Source organism: Brevibacillus sp. NRS-1366 (assembly GCF_050467985.1).
Map to the genome: position 1 here is coordinate 43,996 of NZ_JBITPN010000021.1, position 22,644 is coordinate 66,639.

The window sequence follows — 22,644 nt, forward strand, 5'->3', positions numbered from 1 at the left end:
AAATGTTTACCTAGCGAAATATGTTTTATATTATACTCCGATTTGGCTCATTTGCAACGGTCGTTTCTTGGAATTTCTTCATGAAGTTTTGTTTCCAAGCACCTTCCCCAGACGCCGAATCCCTTCCTCGATTGCTGTCCCCTTTTCCCAAGAATAAGTAAGTCTGAGCCAGCCCTGCTCCGCACCATATACGCTGCCTGGCGTAAAGACGACCCCCTCTCGGATCGCAGCATCGATCAGGATTTGCTCGTCCATCGGCTCAACCAGTCGACACCAGAAATGATAACTGCCCTCGGGGATGCTCCATGTAGCGTATTCTTTCATTTCCTTTTCCATGGCAGCCTGCATTACTTGCCGTTGCGAATATAAATAGCCAGATAAGCGTTCCATCTGATTTTTCCACCGCGCACTCTCTAAAAAATGCCGTGCTAGCTGTTGAGAAACACTGCTTGTACCAAAATCCATCTGCTGCTTGGCATCTGCCAGTCTCTCTATGACCGAACGCGGCCCTACTAGCCAACCGATACGAAGCCCTGGTGCAACCGTCTTGGACGTGCTGTTCACATACAGAACGGTCCCACTCGCATCCATTGCCTTTATCGGCAAAGGAGGCTTTTGGCCGTTTTTTATCGTTAGCGCGCCATAGGCATCATCCTCTACGAGCGGAATCCGCAGCTCCTGACAAATATCTAGCAGCTGACGTCGCCTCGCATAACTCATGACGCAGCAGGTCGGATTGTGATAGGTCGGATTGGCGAACACCATGCGGAGTCGGTGCTCCAGGTGCAAAGACTTGATAGCCTCAGGGATGATTCCTTCTTTATCCATCGGCAATCGGTATAGCCGTAAACCGGCTGAGCTAAATAGCGGCAATGAGTAGGAGTAGGACGGTCCCTCCATGGCAATGGCATCTCCTGGACTCAGCAGGCACAGCGAGATGAGGTGAAGAGCTTGCTGTGCTCCTGAGGTGACGAGAATTTCTTCAGGTGAAGCTGTTATCCCATAGTGCTCGTGCAGGTGTGTTGCGAGCACTTCCCGCAGCTTTACGTCCCCTTTGGGATGTGCGTAACCGAGCTCGAAACTGTTCTCATTCGCATCATCCAAATTTTGAAGGGATAGTGGCGGGATCATCGACGTCGTTAATTCTGCTTTTGCCAGGTTGATAATAGACGGGTCGAAGCAAGCTTCCTGGATTCGCTTGGCTAAGGGATACGCGGGCAGGAAGGCTCCCCCGTTCGTATACTTGTACCAATTGGGCATCTGTTTGACTCCCCACAAATGTTGGCTCACCCATGTACCGCTTCCTTGCCACGATTGCAAAAGCCCCATGGCCCTCAGTTCTTCATAAGCAGCAGATACCGTTCCCCTGTTCACACCGTAGCGCCTGGCTAATACTCGCTCTGCCGGCAGAGAACTTCCTGGAGGCAGCTCTCCTTCGATGATCTGCTGCTCCAGCCTTTTGGCGATCTGTTGATAAACTGGCAATTCCCCATGTTTATCCGGTTTCCACTCCATGGTCCTGCCTCCCTCTGGTCACTCCTTTTTCTCGATGTTTGTTGTTGTTCGACAAATTGGCCTACTCATCCTGCTGCCAATTGGATCTATACACTGAAATCGTTCACTTCTAAGATGAGGGAACATGATGAACGCAAAAAAGGAAGGGATCTGGATGAGAACAGAGATCGCAGTAGAAAAGAACCAGTTGCAGAGTAATCCGGTTGCGAAGGGCAGCAGCCGAAACGAAAAAATGGGCTTGCTTTACGGTTTATTGGGAGTATGCAGCTTCAGTCTGACGTTACCTGCAACCAAAGCCATCATTACAGTCCTCTCCCCTTTATCCGCTGGTTTGGGGCGCGCTCTGGTCGCAGCAATTCTGGCTGCATTGGTACTTCTCATAAAACGAGTCCCCTTTCCCACCTGGCAGCAAACAAAGCAGCTGCTGCTGGTATCTGGGGGCGTCGTAGCAGGCTTTCCATTTTTCTCCTCCTGGGCAATGGAACGAGTCCCTGCGAGTCACGGGGCTGTCATTATCGCCCTACTCCCACTTGCTACAGCGGGTGCAGGCGCTTTTTTTTCAGGAGAACGCCCCACCCGAATGTACTGGATCTCCAGTGTCACAGCCTGTCTGGCCATTATCGGCTACGCCATCAGCTCTGGTCTCGGTGCGCTGCAATGGGCCGATCTTTCCTTGCTGGGTGCAGTCCTATCCGCCGCAATCGGTTACGCGGTCGGCGGGCAGCTTTCCAAAACGATGGGAGGATGGCAGGTCATCAGTTGGTCGCTCGTATTTGCCTTTCCATTTCTCGTCATTCCCATCTCAGGTCCATTGATTGCTGAATTAAAACAAGCCACGTGGACGACCTGGGTTGGCTTTGGTTACATTTGTGTGGTCAGTCAGTTTCTCGGATTTTTTGCTTGGTATCACGGCCTGGCGCTTGGCGGGGTTGCCAGAGTGAGCCAGACTCAGTACTTGCAGCCCTTTCTTTCCATGGTGGCCGCCTGGCTATTGCTTTCCGAGTCGGTCCCTCTAGGAGCTGTTCTGGCCGCAATCATTGTTGTTTTCGCTGTCGCAAAGGGGAGAAAAGCGTCGGTCAAGCAAAAAGCTTAGGAAAGCTACATGCTTGCCAAACAGAAAAACACCGTCCTGATAGCAGGGCGGTGTTCCATGTGTCTATCAACAAAACCTTCACAATTTGATCGTTTACTTCATAATGGTTCCCGCGTAATCCGTTGAGTACCCTGTAATTTCGTTATGCGGAATGTCCTCCCAGTGCTCCGGATCTACTTTTTCCACTTCACCTGAAGCCAGTCCGTAAAGCAATGCCTTTAGCCCCAGGTAATTTTGCTTCGTCAGGTATCCATTCGATTTTTGTCCCAAGCTGCCTTCCCGGGTCATGCCTTTCGTCTCAAAGAAAATCGCCGGATTCGTGTGTCCTTCCGCATTCAACCCATCATAGTCGAGACCAAGCATCATCGCGGAGGTCACTCCGCCGCGAATATCAATCTCATATTGCCCGTCACCGACCGTATACCGGTCGATATGCGTATAGCCATATTTGCCAAGTGCATCGAATACGTATCCTTGTGCTTGTCTGGTTATGTCGTTATAAGGGGTGTCTGGCAGCGTCGGACCGTTAGGAGCAAGCGAAACTCCCAAGGACATCGAGGTGGATTCATTCGTTCCAGGCACGGTTTTAAACCCTTGATGGTGCAAATCAATCATGAAATCCGGATCGAGATCTGTCCAATATTTGTAGAACGCCTTGGACTCATCAGCGGCAAACCCATCGATTTCACCATCTTCGTCCTTGTCCAGCAGATTCCAGTCGCGATTCAAATCGATCTCTCTCGGTTTGCCGTTCTTGTCCAAGACCGGCTCCTTCGTCTCATCATCTATTAGCTTGGTTGTTCTGGTGTTCATCTCGCTGCCATCCGGGTTGTATATCGGAATGACGTACAAAGTCAGTTCTTCTAGTATTTTTCGAACCTCTTTCTCAGCCTTGCCAGTTCCCAGTGTTTTGACCAGCTGCAGTGCCGCTTCCGTAGTCAAACGCTCATTCCCGTGAATTCTCGCTTGAATCCAGATTTTTTGGGGACCGCTCCCGACCTTGGCCACGTAAAAGCTGCGCTCCTGCTCGCTTTTGCCGTAATTGTCCAGCGTGAACACTTCGACTTTTCCTTTGCTGGTTCTTTCGATGTCTCTCAATATCTTTATCATGTCTGAATAAGTGACGATGCTTTCCATCGACCATTCCCCATTCGTGCTGGGGCCTCCGGGAACGTTTTGGCTGTCAGCAAATACGGGTGCTGCCAGCAGAGCTGCGGTCAAAATGGTTGCTCCGGCAAATGCGGAAATGATTTTCATGATATTCATTCGCTCCTTTATTCGTCTTCTTCCTCACCACTTCTGCTCGTCTGTTCTGGGAGTGTGTCCCAAAAACTTGCATCAACGGTCTCAATCGTACCGTCAGCAATTGCCCGGACAGTCGCATCCAAGGTGGTAATGGTTTGTTTGATCAAATAGCCGTTGCTCTTTTGGCCAAGAATGGCTGATTCCGAAGAGTGATCGGACATGCCGCGCATTTCAAACAGGAGGGTGGCGATTCCGTATTCTTTTGCGATGCCGTTTCGGGCGATAGTGAGTGCCGAGCCGCCGGCGTATTTCCCCACATGTCCCCAGCCTTTGGAATCCACAGCATGGTAAACCACCGCACCCAGCTTTTTGGACCTATCCACTAATTCTGGATCTACTGCACTGTTCGTCGGATACAGAATAGAGCCAGACACCAATTTTCCATTCACTTCACTTTGTGTTCCTTGATGGTGGAGATCGATCATGTAGTCAATGTCGTACTTATTCAGCACATTATCGTGCAGTGCTTGCGTCTCCGGCTGCGCTTTGGCCACATGGTCGCGATTTAAATCGGTCCCCACAGCATTGTAGCGGGTTAAATGTCTGCCGGTGGCTATGTAATCATCCAGTGGAAAGTCCACATCGCCCATCGCTCCGTCAGCGTTTAACATCGGTATGATAAGAATATTGACATTGTCTAACACACCTTTGGTTTTGTTGGTCCCTAAATGTTTGATAAATTCCAGCGCGCCCTCTGTCGTCAGCTGCTCATTTCCGTGTTGTTGCGTCAAGAAAAGCACCGTTGGATTGTTTTCATCGGTAATGTATTTGACGAGAAATATATCTCTGCCTTTTACTGTCTTGCCGATCACTTCCAACTGCATAGCCTTTTGTTTCTTGTCCTGCGTTTTCAGAAAATCAGCCATCTCCTGGTATGTATGTAGAATTTGCGTCTGCACGGTCTCATTGCCACCGTAGTTTGGCCCTTCTCCTGTGGCCCCCGCAGGACTCGACACGGCAAACACCCCACCCAAGGCCATTATGCCGGCCAATGACAAAGCCGCGACTTTCTTCTTCATAAAAATACCTCCTCTACTTTTACTCTTGTGACTCTTACCTAATCATAGATTTGAGAAGGAAAAATTTGCTATAGTACTTTTTTAATGTTTTGAATTTACTGAAAATAATACTTAATAACCATTCACTTATACCTACTAGATCAACTATGCTTTATATGGTAGCTGTCAAAAATTCCATAGTTTAGGAGGTCTTATTGATGAAAAAAGCAAGCTCGATTGCATTGGCCCTTCTATTGACCGCAAGTCTCTTCTCGCCTGCATATGCCGCAGGCAACACTTCTCCTGGAACACCTGATCAACAGCATTACTCCATTTCAGGTTTTTTGAGTTATGAACAGCTTGTAGAGAAATTAAAAAAGATCGAACGAAGCAGTAAAGGGCAGGTCAGCCTGGAAGTAGTCGGAGCGTCCAACCGTGACCGCGATATTTACAAGGCAACCGTCGGGTCTGGAAAAAAGGTCATCTTTATAACCAGCCAAATTCACGGAAATGAGCCGACAGGGACAGAGGCACTCGTCAGTATCCTGCAATATCTCGGCTCTAGCAACTCACCAGAAGCAAAGAAAATCAGAAAGGAAATCACCCTTGTGGCGATGCCTATGATGAACCCGGATGCGGCATTCCTCGATCGGCGGGGAAATGACATGACATGGGATGAAGTCGTAGATGAATTCCCTGAGCTAGCGGATGTAAAACCAGCCTGGAACTACTACACCACCCCGCGCCAGGGAGATGATTATGCAGAAAAACCCGGGTTTGACGTGAACCGTGATTACAATCCCGATCTGGACTACACACCACAACCAGAAGATTTCCCTGGCGGATCTTCAGCTCCTGGCTGGTTTATCACCCCTGAAGCACAAACCGTACGCGATGTGTACAAGTCCCTACAGGATGATTTCGGACAGGTAGACGTATACATAGACCTCCATCATCAAGGTCCGTATTACTATGTAGATGGAACAGACGATCTTGTCACCATGTCCCTTTCCGGTCGTTTTGTCGCGGACCCTAATAGTTCAAAAGGTGAAAAATACGCTGAGTATGCCGACAAGTATAATTACGACTTCTCAAGACAGCTCAACCTGGCCGCTTATCATGCACTCCAGTCTATAGGTAATTCGCCGTTTAACAACATCACTTTGTACGATCAAAAAATTGATCTTCCCGGTACGGCTCTCGGGACATTTGCCCTTAATGGCAGTGGAACAGTCCTATTCGAAGTCCGGGGACAGACACAAAGCATGGGACAAAAGAAAAAAGGCCAACTGGTAAAAGCGGTTGAAACCGGTTTATATGGCATCATGGATGCTATTGCTACCGGAAGCATCGAGGACATCGATCCGGAAGAGTATGAAGATATCCCGATCACATCCTACGAACCGGGCATCTAATTCCTTTACGAAATAAAGAAGGGCAGCCTCGTCATCAGAGGTCTACCCTTCTTTTTTATCGGCGGTGTACTTGGCGGATCTGCCTTCACACAGCTTGCATCGAGAATGTTCGCTAGCCCTTGCCTTCTAGCATGTTGCCCAGATAGTCAGCCTTGTAGTCAGGGCTGGACAGAGCCTGTATCACAAGATCTCTCCAAGCAGCATGGTACAGGGGCAGTGTTTTCCACTCGTCCAATGAGACCCACCCGGCCCATTCGATTTCTTCATCATCAAGTCCTCCGGGAATAGGCTCCGTGTCATCTCCCATTAGTTTGGCCAGGACGGCAACAGCGATCGTGTGCTTTCCTTCGCCGGTGTGATTGATACGATCATCGACCCACAGCAAGCGCTCCATTTTCACAAGCAGCCCTGTTTCCTCCCAGACTTCCCTTCTCGTTGCTTCCGGAATCGTCTCCACATATTCCACATTGCCGCCTGGCAAGCTGTAACACGGCTCTCCTTGCGTTTTTTCCCGAATCAGAAGGATTTTACCCTGATGCTCGACCACCACGGTTACCCTGATGCTAATCGCTTTCATCCCGTTCGCTCCCTTCTCAAATGGCAGGGGTACGCATTACATTTAGGGAATCGACACCACTTCGCGCAAACAATTCCTCTAAAGCATCCAGTCCATAGCGTGCCACGAATGCAGCTTCCGATTCGGCAATTGCATGCAGCATCATCATTCGGATTACGTCTTCGCCATTTGTATAGTATTCAAATCCTGCCTCCTCATGATAGACAGGTGTGACCAGTACAGAGCCGAGCGAAGAGGCTTCTTGAATGGTGCCCTCTAATAAGAAAACGCTTCCAGTTTGTAAGCGGATGCGCTCTTTCTTCCACTGATTCATCACTTGGTGAGCTATCTGAGACAAATGCGTGATGATTCCTCTATCAAACTTATAGGAATAAAGCACACACTCAGTTGCCCCCATTTGGTGCAGCTCAAGCGTGACGTAGGTCCACCACCCGCGCCTTTGTGTAGCCGGGTAGACCGCAATCAGCACATCCGCAGCCTCACATTGGTACAACTCCCCCCTGCCTCCAAAAAAGCGGCTGCAGTGATCCATTATCTGCTTTACTACTATCATATGTACGTCCCCGCCCTACACGATAAAAAAACTCTCTATCGAGGCATGTCCACCGTGGAGCGACCTTGCGTGTTAAACAATCGGTTTACTGGGCATTTCCTCAAAACCGATTTTAACATAGACGGAGCCGCTATCAAATCTTGGGATGAGATATCGTTATCTAGTCATTTGCACTTCGTGTCCATCTGTCATGAACGGATATGTGCCATGGGATGATAGTGGAAGATATAAAAATAGGGTACAAGTTTAGTTCAAAGAAGATCCGAGTGACGTATGAATACATTACAACTAATTCTTGGACAAGTGAAAGGGATGTATGAACAACAATGAATAATAGACAACATTGGATAGCAGATGACTATGATGACTGAATTAATGATACCATTGACCGTCCTCTCTTTTATATGCACCATCGTTTTTATTTTTTGTCGCCCTCATGTGAACGAAGCGATCCCCGCAACCTTTGGGGCACTCTTTGTTCTGCTGAGCGGAAGTGTATCTTTTGGCGATCTAGGAACAATTACCGAGACAATCGGGGGCGCCGCAGTCACCATTATGGCCACCATCGTCATGGCCATTGTACTTGAGAGCTTTGGCTTCTTTCATTGGGCGGCGGAAAATTTGGCAGCAAAATCGAAAGGATCAGGAATCCGTCTCTTTTGGTACACGAACCTGCTCTGCTTCCTCATGACTCTCTTTGTCAACAATGACGGCAGCATTTTGATCACAACTCCGATCTTGCTGCTATTGCTCCACAGACTGGGATTGAAAAATCATGAAAAAATCCCCTATCTGTTAAGTGGAGCTTTGATCGCTACAGCCTCTAGCGCACCGATTGGGGTTAGCAATATCGTGAATCTCATTGCCCTAAAGATTGTGAACATGGATTTGTATATGCACACCGCGATGATGTTTGTTCCTGCGACATTAGGGTTAATTCTTCTTACCTTTCTGTTGTACGCCTATTTCTATCGCATTCTACCACGTAAGCTTCGAACGATTAATCTCAGTCTGTCCAATAAACTAAGTCACCCGTTACAGGGAGACGCATCACCCATCCCTCGGGAAAAGCGGACCAAATTCATGGGATATCTCCTGCTATTTGTACTAGGGGTACGTGCCAGTCTATTCGTCGCTTCTTACTTTCACTTTCCGGTACCATTAATGGCTGTGATCGGTTCTCTCGTCTTATTAGCTTGGCGTTGGTACTACCTCAAAATATCACCAAAAGATATGTTGAAGAAAACGCCATGGCATATCTTTGTGTTCGCCTTTAGCATGTATGTGATTATTTATGGCTTGCACAATATTGGATTAACGAATTGGCTGATCAGCTTCTTCCAACCAATGGTATCGGGAAGCTTGCTTCAAGCCAGTGTGGCGATGGGAGGACTCGTATCCATCCTCTCCAATTTGTTCAACAATCACCCTGCGTTAATGGTAGGAACACTTACGTTGACCAACATGGGGCTGGACCCTCTCACCTTGAAGATATCATACCTGGCTAGCGTGATTGGTAGTGATATAGGATCGCTGCTATTACCCATGGGAACACTCGCTACCTTACTATGGATGCATATTTTGAAAAAAGGAAAAGTGCAAATAACGTGGGGGGATTATTTGAAAGTAACCTCAATCGTAATCCCTATCACCGTTATATTCACATTAGTCGTTCTCGCCTATTGGGTTTCATGGATATTTTAGAATAATAGCGGAGGGTAGAAAATGGATTTTATTCAGAGGTTACTTGGCAAAAGCATTGATATCGAAATATCGGGAAAGAATTTTTTTCAAGGAGTTTTGATTGACGCCGGTCTCGATTTAATCGTGATTGATAACGGACAAACATTTATCTATTTTCCGTTGGTTCACGTCCAGCATTTGAAACAAGCCACCATCCCAAAGCCGCATCTGGAGCACGTAATTGCGGAGACAGCCCATGAACAAATGGAAAAAATCTCATATCGAAAGATTTTGGATAATGCAAAAGGGCGGTTTATCGAGATTTACACTGAGAATCAATCGTTTAGCGGATACCTAACGAGTATCATGAATGATTACTTCGTTTTCCATTCACCTGTATTCAAAACCATTTTCGTCTCTATTGATCATGTGAAATGGATCATTCCCTATCCCGATAACTTGACACCTTATTCTCTCGACAAAAAACACTTTCCCATTATCCCAAACACGATTCCATTGTCTCGTACGTTTAAACAGCAATGTAAAAAGCTGGAAGGCCATTTTGCTGTCTTTGATCTAGGAATGGAATCAGATAAAGTGGGGCTAGTTGAAAAAGTGGATGGTAACAAGATTGAGCTCATAACCGCAAACGGGGAAACTCTCTTATGGAACCTGCAGCATCTTAAAACCTTTCATTTACCGTGAACAGTCGGCACACCTTGAGCTGATGATGACAGAAACAGGCAAAGCCCGTCTCCACAAAATGGATGACGGGCTGATTTGTTTTAGTTGATTGACGCGATTGCTACTGTCCTGAAATATAAATTCCTCATCTCATCTTCTTGAATGTCTGGATCCATTTCTTGAAACCATTCTTGCTGCAAATCGGTCTCTTTCAAAACAGTAGGCCTCCATAGAAACAAGCCCAGCTTCGGAAAAGAATAAGAAAATCCAAGGTCCCATTTGCTACGGTCATATTCCGATATCGTGTCGATTTGTTCTACGAGTCGCTCCGCTTTTGTATTAAAAATGTCAATCCCGCGATAGAAGCAGCGAAAATCATCATTCACAAACGAAGAGATTTCGATGAAATGGACTTTTTCGTCTTGGTCAAATTCAATTTTAAACACGCTCCAAAAATCGTTTGGATTCTTATTCGCTATTTCGTATTTTTGCGCATATTCTTGTACGTACTCTTCGACCTGCAGCTTGTTCATCCCTAATTTTATCGGACCAATTCCGATTCCGGGTTCGATCATCAGATCATCCATTTTTTTCCATCCTCTTCTCACTTCATTTTTTCCACATACTACCATAGGAAAGAGGCTTTTGTCAGGACGGTCAATAGTTTAGAAGAGCTGAAATGATTGTCTACACCACCGACGATTATTCGTTTTGGCGTAACCCCTATTAATTCTTTGGGGCTGGAGCAGGGCCGGCACCTTCTGTTGGAGCAGGGCTTTGCCGTTTTTCTTTTGCCTTATCAATTTGGGCTTGTGTGAGCGGCGCACCAACTGTGAAGCCGTCTATAATTTTGCCCAATGTAGCGGTATCAAAGTCCTCCTGTGCATACAGTTCTACGGTAAATCCGTTATCCTCCCATATGACAATACCATTCGCGAAGTAAACCGTGGTTCCATTAATCACTTCTGTTTTGACTTCTTCTGTGGTACCGATGCCATTTTCTCCGCCCTTGGAAATCAGGAAGTTAACGGTTTTTTCGCCTTGTTTGAATTGTACTTCTGCCATGTTATTGCCATGAATGACTGTGTTGACGTACGTATAATCCGCCAGCCAAGATGGAGCTGGGAAGTTAAGCCCCAATACAGAACGCGCTTCTTGCAGAGTCAGATCAGGACGTGCCTTCAATTCGACCGCACGGGGAGTATCTCCCTTTGCTTGCTCGGACGCAGCATTCTTTGCGGGAACGGACGGCTCCTTGTCATATTGAACAATTTGCAAATTTCCTACTTGAAAACGTGCCAGGATGGATTCCAGCATCCCTTGTGCAAAAGAAGTAGTCGAGAATGCACCCGTTAAGCAAACGATAGCAACGGCACCAACTGTAATGGATTTCCATTTGTTTTTTTTCATATCAATCTCATCCTTTTTCGTATAGTTGGGTTGAATGGTTCCTGCTTCTATTTTGAATTTCAAGCGATTATAGATTTTTTCTTTAGAGGCTTTGTCATCTAGATCAACATTTGCAAGCAAGTTTGTCAGGTCACGAAATTCGTTTACATCTTGCTTATCCTTCATACTGAAAGCCTCCTTTTTCCATTTCCTTTTGCAATTTTTTCAAGCATCTGTAGAGAACAACACCAATATTCGAGCCGCTCACACCTAAAAGGTCTGCGATTTCCGCGTTTTTTAACCCTGCCGCGTACTTCATCGCGATGATATTGCGTTCTTTGTCGCTCAGCTTTGCCAGCGCCTTGAACAAGGCTTCGTGACTATCATCTCGGATCACGACTTCTTCGGGAGATGACTTTGGCAGAAACATATCTAATATGGAATCCAGAGAAAAGGTTACTCTTTTTTTCTGTGAGCGGAAGTAATCAGTCACAGCGTTTCTCGCAATTGCAAACAGCCATACCTCAAAGTTGGATTTTTTCGGCGAGAAGCTGTTGTATTTGGAAATCACGACTTCAAATACATGGCTGCATATTTCTTCTGCTGCATAGTGATTGTTGATTCGATAGCAAATATACTTGTAGACGCGCCTATAGTACGCATCGTATATCTCGGCAAATCTTTCTGTCGACATGATCCCATCCTGGATATCGCTTTTTTGGTTGGGGCAAATTCCTGTGTTCACTTGGGCAACCTCCAACTACTTCCCCTCCCTTCATTCATTTATTGACCTATGAAGAGTTAACAAATTGCGCAATTTGTTGTGGTTCTATGAGTCTCACGATAGTTAATACGGGGAAAGGCGGATTGTATTAACAAATGGGTTGGGGTTTATTTTTGAGGAACTACTTCAACTATGAAAAACGCGGGAAATTCACCCGCTTCTTTTGGGTTAGTGGTCGGTCAGGCTGTGGTGGAGAGGAGGAAAAAGGAGAAAACGCTCCAGCTTCTTGGGACACTGGCTTAGGGGGCATTCCTGCCCAGTTCCATGGAAAAAGCGAAACCGCGTCCAAAGTAGCCGTTTCAGGGGGCTTCTCAGAGGTGGACGCTTAAATGCGTGTTTCACTTTTTCCACTACACCTCGGTTGGTGTCCCAAAGAGCTTCCGCTTATTTCTCCTTTTTCCTCGGCCAGCTTTTGCTGTTTTAAGTGCTTTATTGTGGGGGGTACATGGGGGGATTGGGGTATCTGGTAGGCTTTTCGGGAATAGAAAAAAGCCCTCGGGTTATCCCGAGGGTCGCTTGTGAAGTGCACCCTTAGAATAGACATCGGAAAAAATCCTTGGTTTAGCCGAGTGAAATTCTAGAGGGCGCATTTTATGGCGATAAAAAGGTATAAAATTCAAAATCAACATGTCACGACGAGACAATTGACTCTCTATCCTGTGGTCTTGATCTATAGGGGCTACCAATAAAAAAAATCACTGACTTAGAAATCTTGGCCCGTGATCTGTTTGAATTCTTCCAGCGTAATCTCCCCGAAAGGATTTGATTCTGTTTTTACGGCAAGGCGTAGTTTATTTGCATCTACCCATTTGAGAGTGAAAGCCAGCTTCCAGAATACCATCAGCTAGCACCTCCTTTTCGTTGTATCCATTCCAATTTGATTGATGCCAGTTCCTGACCAAGAGCTTGAATGACTGCGTCTTTCTGTATATTTTTGATTTTCTCTTCAGCAAGCTCCTGACCCATGGTGCCAAGAGTTTCCTGCAACTGCTCCTCTGCTGTTTTTCCGAAAAGCAACTGCTCAAACTCTGATTTTGACAAGGTGAGACCTTGGATCTGTTCCGCTCGCGACAGCATTTCTGGTGTCGGTTTGGGGAGTGGGTCAGCATCAGGATATTGGCTTAGACTATCGGCATCAAAAAGATAGAGAGTCTCCTGTACAGCCTTAGTGATCTGCTCGCCTGTTTCTTCATTTATCCCAATCAAAATCTCTTTATTGATCTGTGTCTTGGCAATTGCAAAAGCAGCCTTTCCGTCTCTTAACTCAAAATAATAGTTCATATTCTCACACCCTGTTCCCTGCTGTTACTATTGTTCCCGAACCACCGTCAGAAAACTTTGTCTGGCCAGAGTTGTACAGGTCGTTGTTTGTCACAAAGTTACCCGTTCCTTCAACACGTAGGCCAATTCCAGAGGTTAAGCTGCTTTTTCTAACCGTGTTTCCTTGAACGGTAGAATAAGCGCTAGTGACATAAATTCCTCGATTTGTATTGTCAATGCAAAGATTCCCCTCGACTATGCTGTTGGAAGCATCACAAACTATGCCATCCTCAGCATTCCCCAAGCATATATTCCCTGAGATGATTACATTGGTTCCAATCGTGTTGGCGTGTATTCCGTTTGATTTATTCCCCTGAACAATGTTTCCTATAAATATATGTCTTTTTCCAGCAGAATAAATTCCTGAGATACAATTCGAGCATTTGTTCCCCGTGACAATGTTTTGTTCACTATTACTTGTTAAATAAATTCCGTGTCCTTCAGAATTCATCGTGATATTATTGATAATCTTGTTTTCATTGCCATATAGTTCAATAGCGCCGAACCCACAATTCTTAATCAAAAGTCCCTCAATGATGTTCTGATTACCTGAGATCGAAATCCCTTTAACGTATCTTGAAGTTACCCCTGGTTCACTTCCATCGATGGTCAAATTCTGAATGACGCTGTTGCTGTTAAGATTCAACATCCTTACAAATTCGGTTAACCCTGTTTTCGCTTTTAAAATGGTACCTGCCCCCATACCCTCTATGGTTGTGTTATCTGGAATATAGCGGGAGCTGTCCATAATATAGGTTCCTTCCAATAGAATGACTTTGCCACCTGAGCTTGGGAGGGAATTCACGGCAGTCTGAATCGTATCAGTTGCATAAGCTCCATCAGGTACCACATAATCAGCTGCTTCCTTGGCCTTCTGGGAACTGTTATTTGCTGCAATTACTCTCGTTGCCGCACGAACCGCCCCAATGTCTTTGGGTAACAATACAACCGCTCCGCTTTTCCCGTTAACAGACATGACAGGTGTTTTGCCTTCGATGGTTGCCATCCACCCGTCCCATTGTTTTTTGAATTGGTCAAACATCGTTTGTGTATCAACTTGTATCAAAGAGTTCACCAAGCCACAAACACTATTATTCAGACGCTCATCTGTAATTTGCGATCCTTCAATATACGATTTTCCTTTGATGATCCGGACTTGTGCCAAAGACAGCTCAAAAACATTTTCATCACGCGTCAGCACAGGTGGAACAGGCGAGGCGGCAGGAGTTCCTTTCAAAATGAATGTGCGTACATACCGATGCTCCAAGCGCTTGTCCAAGCGGATAACGACCCGGTCAATTCGGTCAAGGTTTGGATCAGGATATTCATGCTGCAAGTAAAGAGGCCCCGTATCGACCTTATACATGTATCCCTGCACCCAAGCGTAGCCAGGCTGAATGTACGTGCGGATGTCCGTGCCGCTCGACTCCACCTTGAGATTTGTTCCGCCGTTGAAAATCCCGTCGCTTAACACTCGACGAAAATATTCCGCAAATTCGTCAGCGGTATAGACTCGCTCATCATCCGATGTCGAGTCAAAAAAACGATAATGCTCTGCCACGGTATCACCTTCCTATTGTTTGTTTGATTTTGTCTATGAGGCTCGGAAGCGAGTTGCCAAAGGTCGCGTCCAGGCGAAAGCCTCCGGGTTCAAAGACTTCCACCATCTCTGTGATTCTGGCATCCAAGGTTATCCCCCACCCTTTGTTGACAACGGTAACCATGTCGCCAAGGTCGTAGTCTACCCGGTATACCAGATTGGAATTGGCGAGGAGCTTTGATTCAAAGGACTCGGATCGCCCCAGCTCTGCCAACCTTTCTCGCCCGCGGGTCTGGAGCATCCGTTCCACTTCGGCTTCCGTCAAGGACTCGGCTTCCTTCTCCTTTGGTCCAACGTCCTTTGCATCCACAAATGTTTCCTGCCGCTGCAAGCCTGTTTGTTGTCCAACCGTGACCAGCTTCGGCGTTCCGCTATCTCCCTGCCCTACAACAATCGCAACGTTCTTGTAGCCAATCGCCGATGAGACGTATGACTGACTTTCGATGTTGTCGTAGTCCGTAGAAAAAATAGCGGGGGGATAACTATTTTGACCAGCTGTCAGATCACGTCCACGGATTACTTCAAAGACGAAGAGCTGCCGCTTTGTATCGAGCCAGACGTGCCACCCCAAGCCGGATGTAATACTCAACTTCTCCAGCTCCTCGTCCAGCTGCTTGTACCGGGTCTGAAACTGGACCTTGTCCCCTCTCGCTTGATCGGGGGCATTGATTAATCTCGAAAGAATACGGGAGGGTTCAGAAGGAGCAATAAAATTGGCGCGGACAAAGTGCTTCATAATCGTTTCGATATTTGCATGAATGTAATCATGTTCTTTTCCAAGCGGCGGGTAGGTGATTCGACTGCCGATCAGGCCAGCCAAGAGTGGGCCTTTCACAATCAACTCTTCGATTCCAGCCTCGTTTACGCCTATTTCCCGATGCTTGATGATCGCTGCTTCTGTGGTTGCATGCGCCTTGAAAATCATCTTGTCTTCCTGCAAGCAATCAGCATTTTGCAGCGACGGATTGATCCGAAGTTCGAATTCTCCCGGCTTGTGCCAGCGGCGGACCCATCGCAGGGAGGTGTAGGTGTCGATTTCTCCCAAAAGCGTAAAATCAGCATCCATGATTCGGATTGGCTGCACACCTACACCCCCACATACCTGTTCTTGTATTTGATTGTTACCTTCGTCTTTGTACTGTCATTGTTGCTGTTATACTCCAGCTCGTTTTCGCCTGTCTGCAATTGGAAAAATGTGCTGGCTAAATCGAGATAGTGAAAGGCATTTTCTTTGTTGCCATCTGCGCGTACAACCTCCACTCGCTTGTTGCCGAAAGTCGTATGAATGTGCAGAACGTCATTTTCCCCCAGATTGCATTTCACTCTCACGAATTCGCCAGTCGTATTATTCATAATCGTGGGGTTCTGAGCCGGCCCTCTAAATTCGATCTTCACTGGTGTTTCCACATCGCCTTCATTGAAAAAGGTACGACGAAACGATCGTCTGGAAAAGGACGCAGGGAGTCGCAGCGCAAACCCGAAGCCACCCATGATGTAAGACATTTCGCGACTGGTTGTGGGCGTATCAGTCCAAAAAGGAGACGGGCAAAGAACAGAAATCAAAAATACCTGGAACGTCTCTCCATACTGGTTAGGAAAAATTGGCGCTCCCTCTATGACAGCCTGAATCTCTTTCACCCCACCATCGTACTCATAACGCAAAGTACCAGGTCCCAGCTTTGGATTGAGCACACGGGAAAGCGTCTGACGGAGCGAAAAAATGTCTTTCCTTGTTTTCGCCATCACTGCACCCTCCACACTTAAACTGCGCGGTTGTAAAAATGTATCCAGATACGTGACCCCATCCTGATAGGGCGCTCGCTGGGATTGAATGTCTGCGGAAGGAGCACCCGTACCTTCCAGCTTTGTCATCAGAAAAGGAGCGGAGTTGTCGAAAACAACAGTCTCGCCCCTAGTGTTGGTAAAAGTCAATTTCCTCACATTACAGCCCCCATTCTAAAGCGAGTTGACGAGAAACTTGCAAGTTCTTTCTCGCCGTTTCGCTAGGCGATAATGGCTGCAGACTTTGGAATGTATTATTTTGTGTGATGCTTGGTTTCAGATGAGCTGCCATTGCCTTGGCAAGCGCATCGTAATCGAATGTTTGTCCGCCGATTTTCGGAATATCGTAGTTCGGAATGACCTGTGATCCCTGCGGTAATCTGAGCAGTTCGGCACCGTTTTCCCCAACCCATGTCCATCCGGATTTCGTGACGGTCCCTCCATCTGCAAGACCCGGAATGGCTGCTGATCTCGCGGCACCACCACCTGCTCCAGTCATGGTCGAGTCCCCGGTTCTATTCCCTGAATAACTACTTCCACCACCAGGGATAGCCCCCCTGATTGAACTGACGAGATTACTGACAAAACCCTTGACCTGGTTGTACAGCCAGCCCGCTTTTTTGGTAATCCCATCCCAGATCCCCATAACAAAATCTTCACCGGCATCAACAAAATCTTCCGCAAAGTCTTTTATGCCATCAAGAACATCGTCCATGTAGGCAAGAAAGTCGTCCTTGATTTTAATCATGCCTGCAATAACGGCTTTCTCAGCTTGATCAAGACCGTCCGTGAACAGCCACTGGATCTTCGCCCATGTGTTTGTGAAAAATGTCACGATTTCATTCCATTTCGTCTGAATGGCTAGGAGGATTGCAGCTACGGCTGTATTCACCAGCGTTTGGAGCGTGTTCCAGGTCGTGGTAAAAAACGCAATAATCTCATTCCATACGGTGTTAGTAGTCGTTTTGATCGTGTTCCAAGTAAAAATCAGGTAGCTAGTAAGCACATCCAAGGCACCCGTAAATACCAGCTTGATCCCTTCCCAAATCATGAAGAATGCGTCCTTCAAAGCATTCCAAATGAGCTGCGCATCTGTTGAAAGCTGAGTAAAATTACCTGTTACTAGATCGTAGATGAGTAGAATGGCCCCGAGGAAGATAGTCTTGATCATTTCCCAAAGCCCCTCGAAATACATTTTGACCCCGTCCCAAATCTGGATCAATCCATCACTCATGCTGGTAAAGGCACCCATCAACGTTTCAATGAATGGGGTCACAATCTCCATAATGACAGATACAATCAGATTCCAGGAATCGAAAGCAACCTGTCTGACACTCTCCCAAAGAGTAGCAAGATAGGTTACGATCTCATCCCAATGCTCCTGAATCAATAGCGGGATTCCGATAAAGGGAGCAATGACGGCTGAAATAACCGTTCCCCATTCCGCGAAAAAGGCCTGAATCCAAGTCCACGTATCCAAAAAGAACTGCTTGATTCCTTCCCAAGCAGCCGTAGTGACACTCGTAATCCCATTCCAAAGGTCGATGAAAAATGCACTGATTGGCTCCCAGTTGTCATAGATGAGATAGGCTGCCACGGCAAGTGCAGCAATTGCAGCGATGGCAATCCCTACAGGTCCACTGAGGAGCGTCATCACGCCACCTACTTTGGAAAAGACGCCGGAAATGGTATCGAAGGCTTGGACAATCGTGCCGACAGTGGTAATCAGAGAACCTAGTCCAAGCAATACAGGACTAATCGCTGCAGCAAAAACGCCAATCCCCACAATGATTTTCTGTGTTTCTTCATCAAAGCTGGCGAACCACTCTACCACGTTTTTCACAAGTTCAACCATATCTCTGAAGATGGGTAAAAGAATGTCAGCCACTTGCAAAGCGACGCCCTCAATTGCACTATTGAGCTCGGTCAGACCGCCTTTGGCATTGTCTTGCATAATGTCAGCCATCTGCTTGGCTTCCCCTGCAGAATTGTTAATTGCATGGGAAAGATTATTGTAATCTTCCTCTGACGCTTGAATGATGCCCAACATGCCAGCCATGGCTTCTTTTCCAAACAGTGTTGTTGCATATGCTGCCTGTTGGTCTGCATCCAGCCCTCCGAAAGCGCTACGCAAATCTTGCATGACTGTATCCAGACTCTTCATATTGCCTTGATTGTCCGTCATGCTAATCCCAAGCTTGGCCATGACAGCCGACATTTCTTTCGTCGGACTCGTCATATTGTTCAGTGCGCTTTGTAACGATTTGCCCGCATCGCCTGCCCTGATTCCGGCATTGGCCATCAAGCCTAAAGCAATCGCTGTATCTTCTGCGTTATACCCTAAGGCACCCGCTACAGGCGCAACTGTTTTGAATGACTCGCCAAGCATGGACACACTGGTATGTGTCTGCGACGATGCGGCAGCTAAAATATTCGCAAACTGTCCTGTTTGATTGGCTGACAGCCCGAACGCTTCCATGGAAGCTGCCACAACATCTGAAACCTTCGCCAGGTTTTCACCTGAGGCAGCCGCCAACGTCATAACGCCGTCGATGCCACTCAGCATTTCTTGGGAGCTCCAGCCTGCATCCGCCAAATTCTTCAATCCGTCGGCAGCCTCCAGAGCCGAGAACTTAGTGTTCTTGCCCAATTCCTTGGCCTTTTCTTGGAGTGCCTCAAAATCGCTTCCTGTTGCCCCAGTTATCGCCTTAACTTCACTCATGCTTGCTTCGAATTCCATGCCTGCTTTGAGCGCCGCTGTTCCAAAATCGACAACCGGCTGGGTCACCTTCTTGAACGAGCCCCCAGTCTCAGATAATTGCTTTCCCGTGTCCTGAATAGACTTCCCGACTGCTTCAAAATCTGTTTTCATTTTCGTGACACTTGCTTGCAATGAATTCAGTTGTTGTTCCGTCGTCAGCAGTTCACGTTGGAAAGCACGGTACTGTCCTTCGTTGATCGTCCCATTGGCAAATTGCTCGTTTACCTGTGCCTGAACCGCTTGCAGGCGTTCAAGCTTATCACTTGTGCTCCCGACAGCGTCAGCGAGGAGTTGGCTTTTTTGGGCAAGCAGCTCCGTGTTTTTCGGATCCAGCTTCAGCAGATTATCCACTTGCTTGAGCTCAGACTGCGTATCCTTCAGTTTTTTATTTACATCGGACAGGGCTGCCAACAGACGAGTTGTCGACGCCCCAATCACGACCGTAATACCGTTAATCGTCTCGGCCAATCATCTCACCTCCTTATCTGCCATAAAAAGCATCAATGTCCGTCTGTGTTGCATTTCTCGGCTCGTCATCCCTTCCACCTGCGTAACTTCTGACCAGATCAAACAAGTCTCGTACGCGAAGGTCGTTCATCTCCATAAAGCTAAGGCCAATTCTTTTACCTACAGTAAGAATGTCAATTTCCGGCCTTTCACTAGGATTACTTTCCTCCCTGCTGGAATGCTTGCTTGGACTTGGAACGAAAAAATCCGTCCGCGGCTTCCTCCAGCACACTCATGAGAAATGTTTGATCGGAGAAGTCAATCGTCTCCAAAGAACCAACCCATTCTACAAAGGATGGAAAGGGCTTTCCATATGAATCCGCTTTTGCCATCGCCCAAATGAGTTGGAGAATGGCGACAGAATCAATATTGCTCGGATCGTCTACAAGATGCTGCATCTTAACCAGATCTCCAAATAGATCAGCCTTAAATTCCTGACGGTAAAAGAGAAGAGCCAGGGGCGTAGCCCTGACTCTTACTTGCTGTACTCCGATTGTTAACTCACGCATTATGCTCCACCTCCAGCAGGTGTAAAGGTAGGCGTATAAACAGAGGTAAAGAAGCTATTGTACGCCTCTGTATTCGTATCGTTTAATTCCAGATCTCCTTTGACCAGCATTTTGCCACCAATCTCAACCGGGGAAACGGCAAGGCTCAACATGTCCGTTGCGACTTCAACGGCTTCTGCTTGTGTTTTACGCTCTTTCGCCGGACGAGCTGCTTGGCAATCGTAGTAAACGAAGCGACGGTTTTTCACATCACCTTGTACTTGTCCAAGCAAGGCAAATTTTTTCGGAACAGCATTTGAGATTTCCACCAGCATCCCGTTCGTATCAATTTCCCAGCCGAGCATTTCAGCCAGTACCGCGTCCGGTACGAGTGCTAATTCCAGTTCGCCGTTATATCCGTTGTTGCTGGTAATCACGAAATAAGCAGTGTTATCCGCATAGAAGGTCGCCGATTCACCCTGTGCTTCTGGTGTCCATCGCACTGCTCCGGGGATCGCAATCGGTTTTTTCCATGCCAGTTTGTCCTGTACCGTTTCATCCACAAATGCAATATGAACCTTCTCAAGTCCGAATGTAACTTTGTTCGTAGCCATAGTCATAATCCTCCTAGTAAATGAATGTAATGAATGATGTAGTCATTTCTGCTTCTTCTCCAGCTAATGCTCTTTGCTATTGGTGTTTTGCATTTTATTTGCTATCCATCTTGTTCCCCTCCCTACTCTTGTTCTCAATTAGATTTCCGTAGCCAGTTGTGCTGCCCGATTATTCAAGGGCACCTGAGTACCCGCATCGGTACACACAAAAAAGCCACTCGGTTACCCGAATGGCTCAGTTCTTATTGGCTTGTCCTCATTTTAGCAGAACTTCACGATTACTCGCTGAAATCGCCTGTAGTGTAAATTTGTGTACGGAAATGTAAAGCAAATATCTCCTCTTATTAGCTCATCCACCACCCTTCCCGCCGTCTCATCGTCATGTTGTAAAAAGAAAAGTGGAGCTGCATTTGCAGCTCCTTAAAATATGGAGAAAAGGTGAAAAAGACAGATACGGAGCCATCCGCCCTTTTCGTTATGCCAAACGTATTCAAATCTGCTATCGGTGCTGGTGGTTCGCTGTTCTCGACTTATCCCTTTCTCTTCCTGAAGGGTTTCATTCGAGCCTACATCGTGAGGGAGACTTTCATCGGGACACGGCGTTCCATCAACGGAAAGAAGGCTTTTACAACGGGCAACTTCACGGTAACCAAGATACACTCCTTGGAAACCTATCCAAAGTTAAGTGTATTTACTCTTAAACAAAAGGGGGAAACCTCAGCTGTTCGTGCCAATTCATTTATGCTTGAATCAAAGTTTTTCACTGCCAGCTTCGATTCATTCTCTTTATGGTTATAGGTGCTTTCCTTCAGGTTTCTAGGGTTTTGTTGGTTGAGCAGAAAGACCAACTATATCTTTGGAACCAAATAATAGTAATGCAATTAAAATAATTATTAATATGAAATCTGAGAAACCTTCTCCATCAAAATGATTCATTATGAATTCACCCTTTTTCATCAATTATCCATTTTCTTTTTAAGTGCCTGAATTATATCATCTACGGCCATATTTCCATTATCGTTTAGAAATTTCAGCATGTTATCTACATTTTTATTGCTCAAATCGCCTAGTGTAATGTACTTTCCCGTTAAGCTGACAATCATCGTAGCTTGTCTAAACAATTGAACAGCATCTACTCTTAACTTACCATTTAAAAGAAGAACTGCCACAATGAGTTCTAAATTATTGCCGTTCAGGCAATGTAAAATTGATGAACTATTGGTTGACTGTTTCTTTTTTCCATTACTTGATGAACTATTGGTTGATTGCTTCTTTTTTCCGTTACTTGATGAACTATTGGTTGACTGCTTCTTTTTTCCATTACTTGATGATCTATTGGTTAACTGTTTCTTTTCTGCATTACTTGATGAATTTTGTGATAACATATTATTTTTTTGAAAGGAATCCATTTATTCTTCCCCCCACCTAACATAGTAAACCGTTCATACATATTGGTGTGAGGTGAGACTGTAACCTACCATTTTGCAAGTTTCACCCTTTAGTAAAAACAAATCCAGCAAGTGTACACACTGACTTTTTCATATAACAATCATATTCAAAGCACCGATTTATTGTG

At 46.4% G+C, this 22,644-nt stretch carries 23 protein-coding genes; 6 read left to right on the top strand and 17 right to left on the bottom strand.

Translation table 11 applies throughout. The features are described 5' to 3' along the window. Window positions 1-78: 78 nt before the first annotated feature. On the bottom strand, window positions 79-1,515 hold the full coding sequence (locus tag ACIFQN_RS14435; protein WP_429833730.1) for a PLP-dependent aminotransferase family protein: 1,437 nt from the start codon (window positions 1,513-1,515) through the stop codon (window positions 79-81). 232 nt (window positions 1,516-1,747) lie between these two features. On the opposite strand from ACIFQN_RS14435, the gene ACIFQN_RS14440 reads away from it, so the two are divergent. Next, entirely contained in the window at window positions 1,748-2,608 is an 861-nt protein-coding gene (locus ACIFQN_RS14440) for a DMT family transporter (protein ID WP_429834137.1), read from the top strand. Between the two features lie 93 nt (window positions 2,609-2,701). Here the strand turns inward: ACIFQN_RS14440 and ACIFQN_RS14445 are convergent, their stop codons facing one another. Both ACIFQN_RS14445 and ACIFQN_RS14450 read right to left on the bottom strand, forming a co-directional pair. Beyond that, window positions 2,702-3,865, bottom strand: coding sequence for a M14 family zinc carboxypeptidase (locus ACIFQN_RS14445; RefSeq protein ID WP_429833731.1), 1,164 nt, complete (start codon window positions 3,863-3,865; stop codon window positions 2,702-2,704). A 17-nt stretch (window positions 3,866-3,882) separates the two neighbouring features. Continuing rightward, window positions 3,883-4,932, bottom strand: coding sequence for a M14 family zinc carboxypeptidase (locus tag ACIFQN_RS14450; RefSeq protein ID WP_429833732.1), 1,050 nt, complete (start codon window positions 4,930-4,932; stop codon window positions 3,883-3,885). Between the two features lie 197 nt (window positions 4,933-5,129). Between ACIFQN_RS14450 and ACIFQN_RS14455 the strand changes: the two genes are divergently transcribed. Then, window positions 5,130-6,326 carry a M14 family zinc carboxypeptidase gene (locus ACIFQN_RS14455; RefSeq protein WP_429833733.1) on the top strand — a complete coding sequence of 399 codons (1,197 nt, stop codon included), beginning with the start codon at window positions 5,130-5,132 and terminating at the stop codon, window positions 6,324-6,326. A gap of 112 nt (window positions 6,327-6,438) precedes the next feature. On the opposite strand, the gene ACIFQN_RS14460 is transcribed toward ACIFQN_RS14455, so the two are convergent. Both ACIFQN_RS14460 and ACIFQN_RS14465 read right to left on the bottom strand, forming a co-directional pair. Further along, the gene (locus tag ACIFQN_RS14460; RefSeq protein ID WP_429833734.1) at window positions 6,439-6,903 is read right to left on the bottom strand and encodes an NUDIX domain-containing protein; all 465 of its coding nucleotides are present in this window, start codon (window positions 6,901-6,903) and stop codon (window positions 6,439-6,441) included. 16 nt (window positions 6,904-6,919) lie between these two features. Then, entirely contained in the window at window positions 6,920-7,396 is a 477-nt protein-coding gene (locus tag ACIFQN_RS14465; RefSeq protein ID WP_429833735.1) for a suppressor of fused domain protein, read from the bottom strand. 420 nt (window positions 7,397-7,816) lie between these two features. Between ACIFQN_RS14465 and ACIFQN_RS14470 the strand changes: the two genes are divergently transcribed. Then, on the top strand, window positions 7,817-9,160 hold the full coding sequence (locus ACIFQN_RS14470) for an ArsB/NhaD family transporter (RefSeq protein ID WP_429833736.1): 1,344 nt from the start codon (window positions 7,817-7,819) through the stop codon (window positions 9,158-9,160). Between the two features lie 21 nt (window positions 9,161-9,181). After that, window positions 9,182-9,844, top strand: a complete 663-nt coding sequence (locus ACIFQN_RS14475; protein WP_429833737.1) for a DUF2642 domain-containing protein — start codon at window positions 9,182-9,184, stop codon at window positions 9,842-9,844. Window positions 9,845-9,924: 80 nt separating this feature from the next. Here ACIFQN_RS14475 and ACIFQN_RS14480 read toward each other — a convergent pair whose 3' ends face one another. From ACIFQN_RS14480 to ACIFQN_RS14490, 3 genes are all read right to left on the bottom strand, one after another. Next, window positions 9,925-10,410, bottom strand: a complete 486-nt coding sequence (locus ACIFQN_RS14480; RefSeq protein WP_429833738.1) for a hypothetical protein — start codon at window positions 10,408-10,410, stop codon at window positions 9,925-9,927. A gap of 139 nt (window positions 10,411-10,549) precedes the next feature. Further along, window positions 10,550-11,398, bottom strand: a complete 849-nt coding sequence (locus ACIFQN_RS14485; RefSeq protein WP_429833739.1) for a hypothetical protein — start codon at window positions 11,396-11,398, stop codon at window positions 10,550-10,552. Beyond that, window positions 11,388-11,972, bottom strand: a complete 585-nt coding sequence (locus tag ACIFQN_RS14490; RefSeq protein WP_429833740.1) for a sigma-70 family RNA polymerase sigma factor — start codon at window positions 11,970-11,972, stop codon at window positions 11,388-11,390. The genes ACIFQN_RS14485 and ACIFQN_RS14490 overlap by 11 nt, the downstream gene beginning before the upstream one ends. 137 nt (window positions 11,973-12,109) lie before the next feature. Here ACIFQN_RS14490 and ACIFQN_RS14495 point away from each other — a divergent pair, with 137 nt between their 5' ends. Continuing rightward, window positions 12,110-12,325, top strand: a complete 216-nt coding sequence (locus tag ACIFQN_RS14495) for a hypothetical protein (protein ID WP_429833741.1) — start codon at window positions 12,110-12,112, stop codon at window positions 12,323-12,325. Window positions 12,326-12,699: 374 nt separating this feature from the next. Here ACIFQN_RS14495 and ACIFQN_RS14500 read toward each other — a convergent pair whose 3' ends face one another. The 8 genes from ACIFQN_RS14500 to ACIFQN_RS14535 all read right to left on the bottom strand — a co-directional run bounded on the left by ACIFQN_RS14500 (window position 12,700) and on the right by ACIFQN_RS14535 (window position 21,068). Further along, window positions 12,700-12,837, bottom strand: coding sequence for an XkdX family protein (locus ACIFQN_RS14500; RefSeq protein WP_429833742.1), 138 nt, complete (start codon window positions 12,835-12,837; stop codon window positions 12,700-12,702). Continuing rightward, the gene (locus ACIFQN_RS14505) at window positions 12,837-13,277 is read right to left on the bottom strand and encodes a hypothetical protein (RefSeq protein WP_429833743.1); all 441 of its coding nucleotides are present in this window, start codon (window positions 13,275-13,277) and stop codon (window positions 12,837-12,839) included. Before ACIFQN_RS14505 ends, ACIFQN_RS14500 begins: the two co-directional genes overlap by 1 nt. Before the next feature lie 4 nt (window positions 13,278-13,281). Beyond that, window positions 13,282-14,877, bottom strand: a complete 1,596-nt coding sequence (locus ACIFQN_RS14510; protein WP_429833744.1) for a right-handed parallel beta-helix repeat-containing protein — start codon at window positions 14,875-14,877, stop codon at window positions 13,282-13,284. Window positions 14,878-14,881: 4 nt separating this feature from the next. Next, window positions 14,882-16,000 (bottom strand): siphovirus ReqiPepy6 Gp37-like family protein, encoded by a 1,119-nt coding sequence (locus tag ACIFQN_RS14515; RefSeq protein WP_429833745.1) that lies wholly within the window; start codon window positions 15,998-16,000, stop codon window positions 14,882-14,884. Window positions 16,001-16,002: 2 nt separating this feature from the next. Next, window positions 16,003-16,857: a phage tail family protein gene (locus ACIFQN_RS14520; protein ID WP_429833746.1), complete on the bottom strand. Its 855-nt coding sequence runs from the start codon at window positions 16,855-16,857 to the stop codon at window positions 16,003-16,005. Between the two features lies 1 nt (window position 16,858). After that, window positions 16,859-19,927 (bottom strand): phage tail tape measure protein, encoded by a 3,069-nt coding sequence (locus tag ACIFQN_RS14525; protein WP_429833747.1) that lies wholly within the window; start codon window positions 19,925-19,927, stop codon window positions 16,859-16,861. A 197-nt stretch (window positions 19,928-20,124) separates the two neighbouring features. Continuing rightward, a complete protein-coding gene (locus tag ACIFQN_RS14530; RefSeq protein ID WP_429833748.1) occupies window positions 20,125-20,475 on the bottom strand; it encodes a hypothetical protein in 351 nt (116 codons plus the stop codon). Next, window positions 20,475-21,068 carry a major tail protein gene (locus ACIFQN_RS14535; protein WP_429833749.1) on the bottom strand — a complete coding sequence of 198 codons (594 nt, stop codon included), beginning with the start codon at window positions 21,066-21,068 and terminating at the stop codon, window positions 20,475-20,477. Before ACIFQN_RS14535 ends, ACIFQN_RS14530 begins: the two co-directional genes overlap by 1 nt. Window positions 21,069-21,506: 438 nt before the next feature. On the opposite strand from ACIFQN_RS14535, the gene ACIFQN_RS14540 reads away from it, so the two are divergent. Next, window positions 21,507-21,866 carry a hypothetical protein gene (locus ACIFQN_RS14540; RefSeq protein ID WP_429833750.1) on the top strand — a complete coding sequence of 120 codons (360 nt, stop codon included), beginning with the start codon at window positions 21,507-21,509 and terminating at the stop codon, window positions 21,864-21,866. 158 nt (window positions 21,867-22,024) lie between these two features. Here ACIFQN_RS14540 and ACIFQN_RS14545 read toward each other — a convergent pair whose 3' ends face one another. Further along, window positions 22,025-22,477, bottom strand: a complete 453-nt coding sequence (locus tag ACIFQN_RS14545) for a hypothetical protein (protein ID WP_429833751.1) — start codon at window positions 22,475-22,477, stop codon at window positions 22,025-22,027. Window positions 22,478-22,644: the final 167 nt, after the last annotated feature.